This is a genomic window from Bellilinea sp., from assembly GCF_034432615.1.
Classification (GTDB): Bacteria; Chloroflexota; Anaerolineae; order Anaerolineales; family Anaerolineaceae; genus Bellilinea.
The window spans coordinates 1-14,591 of the sequence record NZ_DAOUBL010000007.1 but is presented as its reverse complement, the minus strand read 5'-3'; the positions used below and the strand labels follow the sequence as shown (position 1 = coordinate 14,591).

The window sequence follows — 14,591 nt, the reverse complement described above, 5'->3', positions numbered from 1 at the left end:
CGTTAATGAAAGTGATGCCTCGTTCCTGTGTGTCCATTCCAAGAACATCGAGCAAATCCCGCAGTCGCGCTCCCTCCGGCAAACTGACCTTGCGATTGGCGAAAATCCGTTCTTGCGGGTTGCCGCCAAAACGGGCCAGTTCACCATACAACCAGGTATCTACAATGATGGTGTTCAATTAGCCACCTCCCACCGGCGGAAAGATACCCACTTCATCCCCCTCATTCAAACCCACATCCAGTTCTTGAATGCGGGCATTGACAAAGCACACTTTAACTTCACTTTCCGGGATTTCAAGATGATTGATTAAATCCCGCAGGGTTGAGCCTGCCGGCAGATCAACCTCAAAAGGTGTGCCGGCCAGGGTGCCGGGATGATAGCGGCTGAAAGTTGCGTAAAGTTTGACCTTGATTTTCATGGGCAGCGAATGATATCCTGAGACCAGAGACAGTCGGCACAGGAGGGATTTAGACCCCAGCAGCCTTCGTTGATCTGACGCAGATCGCAGGTGCTGCGCAGGTCGCAATCCGGACAGGACGGGAAGTGATAAACGGCCACTTCACTGCGATATTGCATGTATTCTTCTGATACCCAGATTTCGTCCAGCGGGGTCTGGGTGACATTTCCCAGAACATAACGATTGACTTTTTTCTTGACGCCATCCAGTGTATAGTAGGAATAATTGTGAGAAAGGGCATAACAGGGTGATACGCCGCCGTCCCATCCGACCACGGTGGCTCGGTCGTGGATGAAGCGGCAGCGTCTTTCAGCGCCCCAGTGCATCCTTGGCATTTCCATGAAACTCCACAACCACCAGCCCGATCCCAGGTTTGGAAACCCGAAGCCCTTGACCGAATCAACAGGGGCGTAACCATATAGGGTTTGATCCACCATGTCCTCGGTGTAGGCCAGCACGTTGCTGACGATCAGCCGCGCAGCGCCTAAACTGGATGCCAATCGTACCAGTGCAGGGAGCTCGCTGGCGTTGGATTTGAGAATGACGAACTCCACCCCCAACTCGGGCAGGTGGGTGGCATGTTGTTTTTTTAATTCTTTTAAGTATTCCAGATTGGCGATAATCTGTTGAAGATTCGCGCCGCGTAAATCATGAAACGTTTCGGCTTGCGCCCCGTCAATCGAAACCATGATCCGATAAACTCCCAATCTCATCAATTCGCTGACGATTTTGGGATTGAGCAAAATACCATTTGAACCCAACGTCACCCGCAGGCCGCGGCTGGTGAAGGTTTCAATCATTTTCAAAATGTTTGGATGGGTAAGCGGTTCGCCAAAACTGGTAAAAACAACCTCTTCCAATTCAGGCAAATACGGCAGGCGGGCAGCAACAGCATCGAAGATATCCTGTGTCATCAGGGCAATCGGGTCGTCCCAGATGTTGCGCATACAAAAGCGGCATTGCAAGTTACAGCCTGTGGTGACTTCGATATATAATTTACGCAAATTGGGCAGGCGCGGCAGGAGAATGGGTTCGCCTTCCCGTTCGAATAACCAAAACTCCAGCGGAGCGCTCAGGTTGCGCCGCTGTAAAAATTGGGCGGGAAATTTCAAATTACCCTGTTGGTCCAGTTTAATCTTCATGAACAGACCCTGCATTCTTCAGCCATGATTAATTTGGAATGTCATTGCGAAACCGACATGAAGTCGACGGGGGTGAATTGAGCGCTTTTTTGTTTCGCCGCCGAAAGCGGTTCGCAATGACATTCCTTGTTTATCTACCAATAACAGAAAACGGATTTGGTCGGTTGTTTAGAGTTCCGCATACACCGAGTCGAGAGCTTCCTCCGGCACATCAAAGACCGTGTTGTGCGGGGGCAGTGGCTCGCGGGTCATGAATTCGGGCAGCCGGTCGGCGGCTTTGCTGATGCCGGCGGCTTCGTTGAACTTTCGTTCAACCTTTAGCACCTCCGCTCCGAACTTGAGGACATCATCGGCAGTCCAGTTGGTGCCCAGCACACCGTTAATTTCTTCAATCATACCCTGATAACCGCTGGCGATATCCAGAATGGCAAAGGCAATGAACAGGCAGTGCCCGCTGGAATCGATGAAGGCGGTGGTAGCCTGGAAGGCGCGGCTGAGTGCAGCCTTCCCCTCTGGGGTTAAGGGATCCACTTTTCCCATCACGCCCAGAATTTCGGGGGCAATGGTATAACCGGCGGTGTGATCGGCGCCCATCGTGGAAGTGGCGTAAGTGATGCCAATGCCCTTGACCGCGCGCGGTTCGTAAGCCGGGATGGATTGACCTTTGACCGTTGGGACGCGCGTGATGCCATACACCCGACCGGTGGTTTCTGTGCCGGCCCCCAGGATACGGCCAAGCGGAGTGCCTTTACCCATTTCATGCACCAGATTGATGGCGGCTTTGCTATCACCAAATGGGATGACACCGGCTTCCATGGCAACCCCCAATGTAGTGCCGGTTTCGATGGTATCCAGACCGTACTCATTGCAGAGGTGGTTGAGCATGGCAAGGTCATCCAGATTGCTGATGCCGCAGTTTGCGCCCAGCGACCAGGCCGATTCGTATTCCAGGCAGGAGGTGATTTCGCTGCCATCTTCGGCATAGACGGTGTTGGAACACTGGATGATGCAGCCCGGACTGCAGGCGTGGTTGAAGATTTCTTTGCCTTTGCGGTCTTTGTTGGTTTCGAAGATGGCCTCGCCGGCGATCTTGGGGGCTTCCTCAAAACGGCCGCTGCTGAAGTTCTTGGTGGGTAGGCCGCCGGCTTCGTTCATGATGTTAATCAGAATTGCGGTGCCGTATGAGTTGAGCCCGCCTTTGGGTTTGGTGATGGCATGCGTGCGCAAAGCATCAATCATCTTCTTGCGTCCCTCCTCGAAGAGGGCCTTATCGGCAATTTCCACACCGGGGGCACCCTGCCGGTCAAGAACAATGAATTTGACGCCTTTAGAAGCCATCACGGCTCCCAGACCGCCGCGCCCGGCATAGCGGGAGGGGCGTTTGGATTGATCATTGAAGCAAACCCCGGAGTTGCTGTAGGCGTATTCGGCGGCAGCGCCGACACTGCAAATCGAAACCCGCTCACCAAATTTTTCGTAAATGGGCGGATAAACTAAAGAGAGGGGTTGCTTGGTGTAGGGAGTTGCGTCAAAGAATTCTACTTTGGGTTTGCCGTCCCAGGTGATGTGCAGCCCCCAGAACCGGTCCTTCTCTTTTGGCTGACCTTCGATGATCAAGCCGCGGATTCGCATATTGGCTAGATCGGCTCCCCATGAGGAACCGGCATTGGCTTCCTTGATCCCGCCGGTGAGCGGGGATTTGCCGCCCACCGAAATGCGCGCCGCGGTGGGTGCGCTGGTGCCGGTGACGAAGCCAGCCGAAAAGACCAGTTTGTTGTTTGGCCCAAGCGGGTGGGCAAGTGGTGGAACCTCGTCTGCGACAATGTTCGAGGTCAAGGCGCGCCCGGCCAGGTATTTGTATTTTTCCGGGACTTCGGTGACCTGATAGGTGCGGTCGGTCATATTTACGCGTACAAGATACATCGCTTCCTCCTTTTTTGAAACTTGTTTTATTTACCTTTGAGGTTTGGGTTGGACGATTATCGAACTTGATTCTGGACTTGCCTGCGAAATACGGACCTCCTTTTTGGGTTAAGTTGTTAGAGCAAATTCTGGATTGGATTGAGAGCATGTTCTGGAGCGGCAAAAAGGAGAACAGCCCTCGTTTTGAAACGCGGGTTGTCCTCCTTTGCAAAACGGCAGGCGATGAAAGTTACCCTTCATGCCCTAACGTCCATTTATCCACACAGGGAATCAATGGATCGGAGGAAAGAAGTGATGGCTCAGAGCAGGATCATCATCTCTTTGTCTTAAAGAATAATGACTTTTGGAAAGAATACAAGTGATAAATGTCACAATTGGATTTTCCCATAAGATGGGGTTGACAAAAGATTTCTGAGAGGTATAATATATGAAAATATGCTCATATATTCATTGAATTGGCGAAAAGTGATCAAATGAACCACTCTTTTAACCCAAAATGTTCGGATAACCACATTCACCGCGAAGCGGTTGAACGTGCCCTCGATTCCATGGTGGACGGCTGGACGGCTACGCGCCTGGCGCAGGTCTTTGCCGCGCTCTCCGATCCCAGCCGGGTACGGTTGATTTCCGCTTTGCTGGCTGGCGAATTGTGTGTTCATGATCTGGCTGCAGCGCTTGGCATGAGCCAGAGTGCGGTCTCGCACCAGTTGCGCCTGCTGCGCAGTTTGAGTCTGGTGCGCTACCGCAAGGAAGGGCGGGTGGTTTATTACTCACTGGATGACGAACATGTTGAGCACCTGTTCCGCATGGGATGGGAACACATCCGCCATCCGGAGAAAAGCATGAAGGAGATTGCATCGAATCATGGCTGAACAACGTTACCGCATTGAAGGGATGGACTGCGCCGATTGCGCATTGAAAATTGAAAAGGGGGTTCGTCAACTCAAGGGAGTGGAACGGGCTGAATTGAATTTCAGTACGGCGTTGTTGACCGTCGAAGGACAAATCAGCCGCCAGGCCGTTCAGCAGCGGGTTGAGCAGCTCGGTTACCGTTTGGTAGAGGATTCGGCTGGCACGGCTTCTGAAAAGACAGTGGAAGCTTTCCTGCCGGGATTGATGCGCTACCTGTTTTCCAGTCGCGAGACTCGCCTTGCCTTGCTGGGCGGGGGACTGATCGCGATTTCATTTTTGTTTTCTGCGGTGAATCTGCCGGGCTGGCTGACTACTACCGTGCAATTGTTTGCGCTGGTTTTGGCCGGTTATCCCATTGCGCGCAGTGCGCTGATGAACTTGTGGATCAACCGCGATTTCAATATGAATTTTTTGATGACCGTTGCGGCAATCGGAGCGGTTGTGATTGGCGAATATCCGGAAGCCGCTTCGCTCATCTTTTTGTTTGCCATCGCAGAAGCGCTGGAGGGCTACAGCAGCGAGCGTGCCCGCCGTTCGATTCAACTCCTCTCCGGGCTTGCCCCGCAAACTGCTTTGCGCCTGACACAAAACGGCGAGGAACGAGTTGCCGTGGATGATTTACAGATTGGTGATCGTGTGATCATCCCTGCCGGTGAGCGTATTCCCACGGATGGTGTGGTGAGCAGCGGTTTTGGGGCGGTCAACCAGGCACCCATCACAGGCGAGAGCCTGCCGGTAGAGAAAGCTCCCGGTGATGAGGTGTTTGCCGGCAGCATCAACGGCAACACGGTGCTGGAAGTGGAAGTGAGCCGGCTGGCAGCCGATAACACCCTCAACCGCATCATCCGGTTGGTAGAAGAAGCTCAGGCTTCCAAAGCGCCTGCCCAGCGCTTTGTGGATCGCTTTGCACGCTATTACACCCCGGCCATGCTGGTGCTGGCGGTGCTGGTAGCCGTAGTTCCACCGCTGGTGTTCGGCCAGCCTTTGCTGAACCTGCCGGACGGCACCCGCGGCTGGCTGTACCGCGGTCTGGCGCTGCTGGTGATTGGCTGCCCGTGTGCGCTGGTCATTTCCACCCCGGTAACGGTAGTCAGTGCCATTGCGGCAGGTGCGCAAAAAGGCATTTTGTTCAAGGGTGGTGCATTTCTGGAAGCCCTCAGCCGGGTTCGCGCGGTAGCTTTCGACAAAACCGGTACGCTCACACGTGGAACACCGGTGGTGACAAATTACCGCTCGGTGGATTGCGCGGACGGCGGAGATTGCGAAAAGTGTCAGGATGTGCTGGCGCTGGCGTGTGCGCTGGAGCGGCGCAGCCGTCATCCGCTGGCGCAGGCGGTGGTTCGCGCGGCGGCTGAGCGCGGATTGGATGGCCGCTATCCGCCGGCCGAGACCGTTCTCACCCTGAACGGGATTGGGCTGCAAGGCAAAATCAACGGGCAGACGGCTACCATTGGCAGCCATCGCCTGTTTGAGGTCGAGCATCCGCATTCGGATGAATTGTGCCGCTGGGTTGAATCGGCCGAGAAACTGGGGCATACCACCATGCTGGTGTGTGATGGGGAACGGGTGCGGGGCTATCTGGCAGTCAGCGATGCCCTGCGTCCGGAAAGTGAGCGGGTGGTGCGGCAATTGAAAGGGTTGGGGGTTGAGCCGGTCATGCTCACCGGCGATAACCCGGCTGCGGCACAGGCGGTTGGCGGACAGGTGGGTGTACAGCAGATTTACGCCGGCTTACTGCCGGAGGACAAAACCCGCCTGGTACAGGAATTACGCTCCCGCCATCTGGCGGTGGCAATGGTTGGAGATGGCATTAATGATACCCCCGCCCTGGCGGCGGCGACGGTTGGAATTGCAATGGGCGGCGCGGCTTCGGCACAGGCGATGGAAACCGCCGATGTGGTGCTGATGTCAGAAGGTTTGAACCGGCTGCCGTTCGCCGTGCGTTTGGCGCGGCTGGCACAGCGCATTATCCATCAAAACATTGCGTTCAGTCTGGTAACCAAAGCCATTTTCATTTTGCTGGCGCTGGCCGGGTGGACAACCATGTGGATGGCTGTTTTGGCCGATATGGGCGTCTCGTTGCTGGTAACTTTCAATGGGATGCGCCCGCTTGCGTTGCGGGATGAAAACGGACAGAAAAAGGGTTAAACCGGCGGCCAGGGGTAGGGGCGGCGGCTGGCTGCCGGATGTGGAAAGCAGCCATTTTCCACCAACCGGCGGGTGCGGCGTTCCAGCGCGCGGATTTCTGCCGGCGAAAGATAGGGTTTTAACTGCTCTACCAGATCGCCGGCCCGTTCGAGTTCATTGAGCAGGCGGGTTAAATCTGCCAGTAAGTCGGGCGGGATTGGTTCACCGGCAAAATCCCAGATGACCGTACGCAGTTTGTCCTCGACATGAAAACAGATGCCGTGGTCAATCAACCAAAGGTGCTGGTTCTCGTCCACGAGAATGTGGCCGCCTTTTCGGTCGGCATTGTTGACGACCAGATCAAACAAGGCTACCGGGCGCAGGCGCTGCTTATCTTCGGGGGTGAAGGAAAAATAATGATATTCAGGGTTGTGTTCAATATAGAACTGTACCGAACCGGGGCCAAGCGGGGCTTTACGGCGGTAAACGGTGGGTGGAACCAGCTGCCAGCCAAGGGCCTGACTGACCAGAAAGGCTGCCACTTCCCTACCTGAAAGGCTGCCAGCCGGAAAGTCCCACAACGGTTGTTCACCGCGCACCGGTTTATACACCGCAGGATATTCTCTGTCAGCCTGGACAATTGAAGCGAGAAAGGTGTAGTTGGAACCATGCACAAATTGACCGCGCAGGGTCATTTTTCCTGTTTGAAGGGTAGTGAGAATCTGCGGGATGTCCTCGACATTCATTTACCAATAATCCCAAAAACCCCTGCAGGCTCAATTCTTGCAGGATTAATGTTTATGACCGTTTTTCTTGGGGCAAAAATGTCCCTCCGGATCCATCGGTTCACCGCATTGCGGACAAATCGGCCGTCCGCGGTTGGCGACTTCAATGCCCCATAAACTCAGCGCCAGCAGCTGTGAGCGGGTGCACCAGAAGCGGGCAACACCGGCATCCTCTTCGCTGATCTGGTCGGACAGCACCTCATGGGCGATCAGGCAGGCCATGTCGCGCTCCGGATCGTAGGCCAGCCCCAGTTCACCCACCCGAAAGAGCGGATCGACTGGCGGCTGAATGTGCATTTCGGCTTCGTTATACTCACCGGAGGCCGGCGGTAATTGCGGATACCGGCTGGCAATTTCGGTGAAGAATTGCTCCACACCGATTGCCAGCGTTTGAATCTGCACTTTTTCCACCAGTAAGGTTACTACCTCGTCATCCTGGCGGGCCTGGATATAAAAAACCCGTTGTCCGGGTTTGCCAATTGCATCCGTGGTGATGTGAGTGACCGGATCAAGTTCAATTTCTGTATGCGCCATGCTGGTGCGCCTCCTGATTAGGTTTGAGTATACCAGAAACCGTAGTCTCCAATGCCTTCTTGTCCAATCTGTTAGAAGGCGGGCATCTTTCAGAGGCTGGGTTCAGGTGCGAGAATGTGGCTATCTTCCCAGCGGGCGGCATGATACCGTCCATGCTCGCCCAACAGAGCACTAACCTGCCGGCGCAGCGTGAGTGGGTCGCCGCTGGTGTAAAAATGTACCTCTCCCGGCTGATCCCCTTCAGCCAGCAGGTTGTGTCGTTCAAGCAGGCGGCGGGTCTGGCGGGCAACCGCCGGGGCAGGGTCAATGACCCGCACACCAGCTCCGCAGATTTCTTCAATCAGTGGAATTACAAAGGGGTAGTGGGTGCAGCCCAGTACGACGGTGTCAATCCCTTCGCGCAGCATGGGGGTAAGCGCAGTTTCAAGAATGTGACGGGCAGAATTGCCGTTCAAGCGGCCGGCTTCAATTTCCTGCACCAGACCGTTACAGGTATCGGACATAATTTTCACGCCGGAGGCAAAGCGCTCGACTACCGAAGCATATAAAGCCCCCTGAAAGGTAGCGGGGGTGGCCAGTACGCCGACCTTGCCGCTGCGGGTGGTTTCGGCAGCCGGTTTCACCGCCGGTTCCATCCCGACAAAGGGAATGTGGGGAAAAACGGCACGTAGGTGGTGCAAAGCGGCAGCCGAAGCGGTGTTGCAGGCTACCACAATCAGACCTGCACCGTGTTGAATCAAAAAATGGGTGATCGCTTCGGAAAAATTCCGCACTTCCTCCAGGGGACGGCTGCCGTAGGGAACGTGCTGCTGATCGGCAAAGTAGATGACCGGCTGAGCCGGGAGAATCTCACGGATGGCACGGTAAACCGAAAGGCCACCCACTCCCGAGTCAAAAATTCCGATGGCGGCTGGGTGATTCATGCCTCATTTTCCCCGGCAGCCTGAATGAAAGCCTCAAACAGGGCAAAGTGACGGGGATTCTGGGTCAGCCATTCGGGGTGCCACTGAACGCCCATCAGAAAGCGGTGGCCAAGCAGTTCGACCGCCTCTGCCAGCCCATCCGGTGACCACGCGCTGACGCGCAGTTCCTCGCCGATGCGCGCCAGCCCCTGATGGTGAAGGCTGTTGACTTGAATCTCATCCTCGCCAATGATTTTTTCCAGCTGGGTTCGATCCATGATTTTAACTTTGTGTGCAAGCGTATCGCGCGGATAACCCGGAAAATAATCATGTTTCAGTGCGCCTTTGAGCTGGTCGGCAATATCGGTATAAAGGCTGCCGCCCAAAGCGACATTAATCACCTGTGCCCCGCGGCAGATACCCAACAAGGGTTTCTGGTCGCGGGCAGCCATGCGAACCAGTTCAATTTCCATTTCATCGCGGGCGGGATCCACGTCATAAACCCGCGGGTGAGGTTCACCGTTGAAGAGCGCCGGGTCAAGATCACCGCCGCCGACCAGCAAAATCCCGTCCAGACGCTGGAACAATTCTCGCAATTGGGTCAGACTCAGCCCGACAGGGATTAGGAGGGGAATACCGCCGGCTTTCAGAATGGCGCGGGCATAGGCTTCCTTTGCACCCACGCTGACGATGGGGTCATGGATAATCAATCGTTCGGTGGAGAGGCCAATCAGGGGAGTTTTCATGGGCAAATGACTCATGGATATTTTACTCAAAAAGGGCGCAGCCAGCGTTTGACTGCGCCCTCCGGTTTGGAATGTGGTAGAGAGGACTAGTTAAACTTTTGTTTGAGGCGCGCGCTCTTGCCGGTGCGGTCGCGCAGAAAGTACAGGCGTGAACGACGCACACGGCTGTGGCGTTCAACCACCACACGGTCAATGCGCGGGGAGCGGAACAGGAAAGTGCGTTCCACACCAATACCGTTGCTGGCAATTCGCCGCACCGTGAAGGTGGAGTTGTTACCGTTATTGTGGATATACAGAACGGTGCCCTTGAACTCCTGAATACGTTCGCGGTTGCCCTCTTTGATTTTGACGTGCACAGAAACGGTATCCCCGGTTTTCAATTCCGGAATGTTAGGGTTGACCGCTGCCTCTACAGATTTCAAAATATCTTCCATGGTGCAATTCCTTCCAATGAATTCTTACCCTGCGTCTTAGACGCGAGGGCAGATTATACCATAAAGTTTTCAGGCGGGCAATGATTTTTAGAACCATCCTGAAAATCAAGTTGATTTGACAATTTCTTAAAGGATGGTTATAATTAGGGTCGTGAGCGGTTAAGAACCGCCTGAACATTCGATTTAAGAGATTGAGTGGTTTTAATTTTTAGTTGGAGGTTGTATCGCCGAATGCTCCCGAGAATAAAATCCCGACAGGTGCTTATTCCTTCGGCTGCGTAGGCGAATTGCAGCCGAAGTTTTTTTGTGTGTTCCATCCCTGAACCAGAAGGGAGGTGAGAAAAATGACAGTTGTTACGCTCAGACAAAATGAATCACAGGACCAGCTGCTCAAGCGGTTTCGCAAGAAGGTTGTCAAGAGCGGTGTGCTCAGCACAGTGCGCCGCAAGCGTTGGTTCATTTCCAAAAGCGAACTGCGCCGGGTGGAGAAGAAAAAGGCCATTCGCCGCATCAAGCGCCGCCAGTTTTCACGTTCGGCTGAGTAGTTTCAGGTTTTCGATTCCGGTTGGGCGAGCATCGTCGTCCGGTGTGGAGGGAATGATGGCAAAAGAAGAAGACAAGATTCAGGTCGAAGGCACCATTGTGGAAGCGCTGCCCGGAACGCAATTTCGCGTGCGGCTCGACAATGGACATGAAGTGCTTGCCTATCTTTCCGGTAGAATGCGCAAGTACTATATTCGCATTTTGTTGGGGGACCGGGTGCGGGTTGAAATGTCGCCTTATGACCTGACCCGCGGCAGGATTGTCTACCGCCAGCGCCGGGTCGGCGAATCGATGGCTATGGAAGAGTAAACCACCGCTCAACCCTATCAGGAATCATCTGCCTGTTCGTTTATTAAACGCCCTTTCTCGCGAAGGGCGTTTTTTCTATACTATACATATCCCAAAAAAAATACGAAATCCTGCGGTTTTGTGTTCCGCAGGATTTCGCCTACCGATAATCTATCCTCTTGCCACCAAGGGGGATTGCAGGAGAGGATATTCGATTGAATTACTGAGGCAGGATGACGGTGTCAATCACATGAATGACGCCATTGGTGGTTTTGATGTCGGTGACAATCACCTGGGCATTGTTGATGAAGACCTTGCCATCCTCAACCTTGATGGTGACTTTCTGACCCAAAGCAGTTTCTGCCTCAGTGAGTTTGACCACGTCCTCAGCCAGCACACGACCGGGCACCACATGGTAGAGCAGAATATTGGTCAAAGTCTGCTTGTTTTCGGGCTTGAGCAGGTCTTCCAGGGTGCCAGCCGGCAGTTTTGCAAAGGCCTCGTCGGTGGGAGCAAACACGGTGAACGGGCCTTCACCTTTCAGCGTTTCTACCAGCTCGGCAGCCTGCACAGCGGCAACCAGCGTTTCGAACTTGTTGAATACCGCTGCATCCACAATGTCCTTGGGCAGGATGACGGTATCAATCACATGGATGACGCCGTTAGAAGCTTCAATATCGGTAATGATGATCTGAGCTTCATTGATGTAGGCCTTGCCCATGTCCACTTTGAAGAACACCGAAGTGCCCAAAGCGGTGTCGGCAATCAAGCCATCGCTGACGCTAGCCGCCATGACTTTGCCGGGCAGCACGTGGTAGAGCAGGATGTCGGTCAACTGCTGCTTGTTTTCAGGCTTGAGCAGTTCTTCAATTGTGCCAGCCGGCAGTTTGGCGAATGCCTCATCAGTGGGGGCAAAGACGGTGAAGGGACCTTCACCTTTCAGGGTATCCACCAGACCGGCAGCCTGAACCGCAGCAACCAGCGTGGTAAAGCGACCGTCTGCTACAGCAATATCTACGATGTCCTTAGGCGCTTCGGCAGTCATGCTGGGCGGCAGGATGACGGTATCAATCACATGGATGACACCGTTGGAGGCTTCAATGTCGGTAATGATGACCTGGGCATCATTGACAAAGACTTTGCCATCCTCAACTTTAATGGTGACCTTTTCGCCAAGGGCGGTTTCTGCCTCGCTCAGGTTGACAACATCAGCAGCCATGACCTTACCGGCAACGACGTGGTAGAGCAGGATGTCGGTCAACTGCTGCTTGTTTTCGGGCTTAAGCAGCTCTTCAAGTGTGCCGGCCGGTAACTTGGCGAAGGCATCATCGGTGGGGGCAAAAACGGTAAAGGGACCTTCACCGGCAAGCGTATCCACCAGACCGGCAGCCTGAACCGCAGTAACCAGGGTGGTAAAGCGACCATCCGCAACGGCAATATCCACAATCGTCTGCGGGGCAGGTGTGTTGGTGGGCATCGGCGTGGGGGTCGGCATTGCGGTTGGCGTTGGTGTGGCGGCAGGCGCACAGGCAGCCAGAGCCATTACAGCAACCAGAGCAAACAAAATCAAGCGTTTCATTTTTTTCTCCTCACATTTCAAAAATTTGGATTTTGTTGATGCCCACAGTATAAAGTTTTGTATAAGTTTGGTCAAACGATATCCCTTTTTTGTATAATGTTTGTGTAAATTATTAAAAAATTCTTAATTGTCCTTCGGGAAGGAAAATTAGCGGGCTTGCCTGTGAATGAGCCTTTTGGGTAAAAACTACTGTTCCTGCTGATCTGAATTGACCGATACCAATCACAATGAAAACTGTCGGAATTAAAAATTACGGTGCAGCGTTTTTTTTCGCTGCACCGGGGTTGTGGTTGATTACTGGTTTGGGGAGAAAGTTTATCGTGAAGAAGGTCCCTACAGATTTCCTTTACCAGTGAATGCGGTTGTCGAAACTTTGGAGTGCTTTCATGTAGTTGGCGCGCTCAAAAGCAGCGGGTTCGCCAACCGCCTTGTGGCTCATGCTGCCGATCATCTGCTGGACGGAGGTGTACTCAAATTCATCCAGCCAGTTGTTCAAATCGGTAAGGATTTCGGTGGCGCGTCCGATGCCCTTTGCCAGCAATTCAGAGGTTGTCATTGCCACATTTGCCCCGGCCATCAGGGCTTTGACCACATCTGTGGCGCTGTGAACTCCACTGGAGAGGGCTAGATCGGCTTTGATGCGCCCGTAAAGAATTGCCACCCAGCGCAGCGGCAGGCGCAATTCATCGGAGGTGCTCAGCACCAGATTGGGCACCACTTCCAGCGATTCAATATCCAGATCAGGCTGGTAGAAGCGGTTGAACAGCACTAAACCGTTCGCACCTGCCTCGGCCAGTTGAGCAGCCATGTTGGGCAGCGCGGAAAAGTACGGGCTGAGTTTAACCGCCAGCGGGATGCTGATCTGGCTGCGCACATCGCGCACCAGTTGAACGTAGGTCTGTTCCAGTTCCTGACCGGTCAGTTTGGGGTCGGTTGGCACATAATAGATGTTGAGTTCAAGGGCATCCGCACCAGCTTCTTCAATCCGTTTAGCGTAATTAATCCAGCCGCCGGTCGAAATACCGTTCAGACTGCCAATTACCGGAATACGAACGGCTTTTTTGATGCGGTAAATCAGTTCCAGATAACTCTCCGGCCCGACATTGTAGCGTTCCAAATCGGGGAAGTAGGTTAACGCTTCGGCAAACGATTCGCTGCCGCGCGTCAGGTAATGATCGAGCGCCTGACTTTCATGCACAATTTGCTCTTCAAAGAGCGAGTACATCACAACCGCGCTGATCCCGGCTTCTTCCAGTCGCTGCACCCCTTCAACTTTTTTAGAAAGCGGTGAAGCCGAAGCGACCAGAGGATTTTTGAGTTTTAAACCCAGATAAGTGGTGGTCAGATCTGCCATAATCATTTCTCCTCGTCATATTTTAAGCCAGCGTGCGGAAAGAACCATCCGCACGCTGTTGGGTTGTTTTACTCACTCTTGCCGGCGGCAGGCTCTTCGCCATGCCCATTGTACTGAATGGCAGCCATTTGCTGGTAGAGTTTCCAGCGTCGAATGGCGTCTTCACGTGCCTGTTTCATCAGGGCTTCGGCGCGGGCCTCATCGCTTTGCAGCAACATGCGGTAGCGTGTTTCATTGTAGGCGTAATCTTCCACCTTCACCGAAGGATCACGGGAATCCAGCTGCAAGGGATTCTTGCCTTCTTCTGCCAGCATGGGGTTGTAGCGGAAGACCGGCCAGACACCAGATTGAACCGCCAGTTTTTGCTGATCCAGTCCCTTGCGCATATCAATGCCGTGGGCAATGCAGTGGCTGTAAGCAATGATCAGTGACGGTCCTTCATAGGCATCCGCTTCCAGGAAGGCTTTGAGCGTTTGGGCGTCATTGTAACCCATTGCCACGCGGGCAACATAGACATAGCCGTAAGCCATGGCGATCATGCCAAGGTCTTTCTTGGGCAGGTTCTTACCGTTGGCGGCAAATTTGGCAACCGCGGCGCGCGGTGTGGCTTTGGAGGATTGTCCACCGGTGTTGGAGTACACCTCGGTGTCCAGCACCAGAATGTTGACATCCCGCCCGGAAGCAAGAACGTGATCCAGACCGCCGTAGCCGATATCGTATGCCCAACCGTCACCGCCGATAATCCACACGCTCTTGCGCACCAGAAAGTCTGCCAGGTCCAGCAGCATGGCAGCGCGCGGGTCTTTGAGCGATTGAAGCGCCTGCTTCAACTGGGCAATCCGTTCACGTTGGGCTTTAATGCCCG

General features: G+C 54.0%; 15 protein-coding genes and 1 riboswitch. Of the genes, 4 read left to right on the top strand and 11 right to left on the bottom strand.

The features are described 5' to 3' along the window. Positions 1-178: 178 nt before the first annotated feature. From VAE48_RS00545 to VAE48_RS00535, 3 genes are all read right to left on the bottom strand, one after another. The gene (locus VAE48_RS00545; RefSeq protein WP_322791357.1) at positions 179-418 is read right to left on the bottom strand and encodes a MoaD/ThiS family protein; all 240 of its coding nucleotides are present in this window, start codon (positions 416-418) and stop codon (positions 179-181) included. After that, positions 415-1,599, bottom strand: a complete 1,185-nt coding sequence (locus tag VAE48_RS00540; protein ID WP_322791356.1) for a tungsten cofactor oxidoreductase radical SAM maturase — start codon at positions 1,597-1,599, stop codon at positions 415-417. Before VAE48_RS00540 ends, VAE48_RS00545 begins: the two co-directional genes overlap by 4 nt. A gap of 168 nt (positions 1,600-1,767) precedes the next feature. Continuing rightward, entirely contained in the window at positions 1,768-3,522 is a 1,755-nt protein-coding gene (locus tag VAE48_RS00535; RefSeq protein ID WP_322791355.1) for an aldehyde ferredoxin oxidoreductase family protein, read from the bottom strand. 184 nt (positions 3,523-3,706) lie between these two features. After that, a riboswitch (molybdenum cofactor riboswitch) is annotated at positions 3,707-3,818 on the bottom strand. A 177-nt stretch (positions 3,819-3,995) separates the two neighbouring features. Here VAE48_RS00535 and VAE48_RS00530 point away from each other — a divergent pair. Together VAE48_RS00530 and VAE48_RS00525 are read left to right on the top strand one after the other, a co-directional pair. Then, on the top strand, positions 3,996-4,394 hold the full coding sequence (locus VAE48_RS00530) for a metalloregulator ArsR/SmtB family transcription factor (RefSeq protein WP_322791354.1): 399 nt from the start codon (positions 3,996-3,998) through the stop codon (positions 4,392-4,394). Continuing rightward, a complete protein-coding gene (locus tag VAE48_RS00525) occupies positions 4,387-6,582 on the top strand; it encodes a cation-translocating P-type ATPase (protein WP_322791353.1) in 2,196 nt (731 codons plus the stop codon). Before VAE48_RS00530 ends, VAE48_RS00525 begins: the two co-directional genes overlap by 8 nt. Here the strand turns inward: VAE48_RS00525 and VAE48_RS00520 are convergent. The 5 genes from VAE48_RS00520 to rplS all read right to left on the bottom strand — a co-directional run bounded on the left by VAE48_RS00520 (position 6,579) and on the right by rplS (position 9,962). Next, entirely contained in the window at positions 6,579-7,307 is a 729-nt protein-coding gene (locus tag VAE48_RS00520; RefSeq protein ID WP_322791352.1) for an SCO1664 family protein, read from the bottom strand. The two genes, VAE48_RS00525 and VAE48_RS00520, sit on opposite strands and share 4 nt — an antisense overlap. Positions 7,308-7,352: 45 nt before the next feature. Next, entirely contained in the window at positions 7,353-7,880 is a 528-nt protein-coding gene (locus VAE48_RS00515; RefSeq protein WP_322791351.1) for a DUF3090 domain-containing protein, read from the bottom strand. Between the two features lie 89 nt (positions 7,881-7,969). Beyond that, positions 7,970-8,803 (bottom strand): glutamate racemase, encoded by an 834-nt coding sequence (gene murI / locus VAE48_RS00510; RefSeq protein ID WP_322791350.1) that lies wholly within the window; start codon positions 8,801-8,803, stop codon positions 7,970-7,972. Further along, positions 8,800-9,528, bottom strand: coding sequence for a gamma-glutamyl-gamma-aminobutyrate hydrolase family protein (locus VAE48_RS00505; protein ID WP_322791349.1), 729 nt, complete (start codon positions 9,526-9,528; stop codon positions 8,800-8,802). Before VAE48_RS00505 ends, murI begins: the two co-directional genes overlap by 4 nt. Positions 9,529-9,614: 86 nt before the next feature. After that, the gene (rplS, locus tag VAE48_RS00500) at positions 9,615-9,962 is read right to left on the bottom strand and encodes a 50S ribosomal protein L19 (protein ID WP_322791348.1); all 348 of its coding nucleotides are present in this window, start codon (positions 9,960-9,962) and stop codon (positions 9,615-9,617) included. Between the two features lie 344 nt (positions 9,963-10,306). Between rplS and rpsU the strand changes: the two genes are divergently transcribed. Continuing rightward, the gene (gene rpsU, locus VAE48_RS00495) at positions 10,307-10,507 is read left to right on the top strand and encodes a 30S ribosomal protein S21 (protein WP_061914004.1); all 201 of its coding nucleotides are present in this window, start codon (positions 10,307-10,309) and stop codon (positions 10,505-10,507) included. Positions 10,508-10,562: 55 nt separating this feature from the next. After that, positions 10,563-10,814 (top strand): translation initiation factor IF-1, encoded by a 252-nt coding sequence (gene infA, locus VAE48_RS00490; RefSeq protein ID WP_322791358.1) that lies wholly within the window; start codon positions 10,563-10,565, stop codon positions 10,812-10,814. A gap of 199 nt (positions 10,815-11,013) precedes the next feature. Here the strand turns inward: infA and VAE48_RS00485 are convergent, their stop codons facing one another. The 3 genes from VAE48_RS00485 to VAE48_RS00475 all read right to left on the bottom strand — a co-directional run. Then, positions 11,014-12,372, bottom strand: a complete 1,359-nt coding sequence (locus VAE48_RS00485) for a fasciclin domain-containing protein (RefSeq protein ID WP_322791347.1) — start codon at positions 12,370-12,372, stop codon at positions 11,014-11,016. Positions 12,373-12,718: 346 nt separating this feature from the next. After that, positions 12,719-13,726 (bottom strand): dihydroorotate dehydrogenase-like protein, encoded by a 1,008-nt coding sequence (locus VAE48_RS00480; RefSeq protein WP_322791346.1) that lies wholly within the window; start codon positions 13,724-13,726, stop codon positions 12,719-12,721. A gap of 68 nt (positions 13,727-13,794) precedes the next feature. After that, positions 13,795-14,591: thiamine pyrophosphate-dependent enzyme (locus VAE48_RS00475; RefSeq protein ID WP_322791345.1), on the bottom strand; the 797-nt coding region annotated here is incomplete at its 5' end.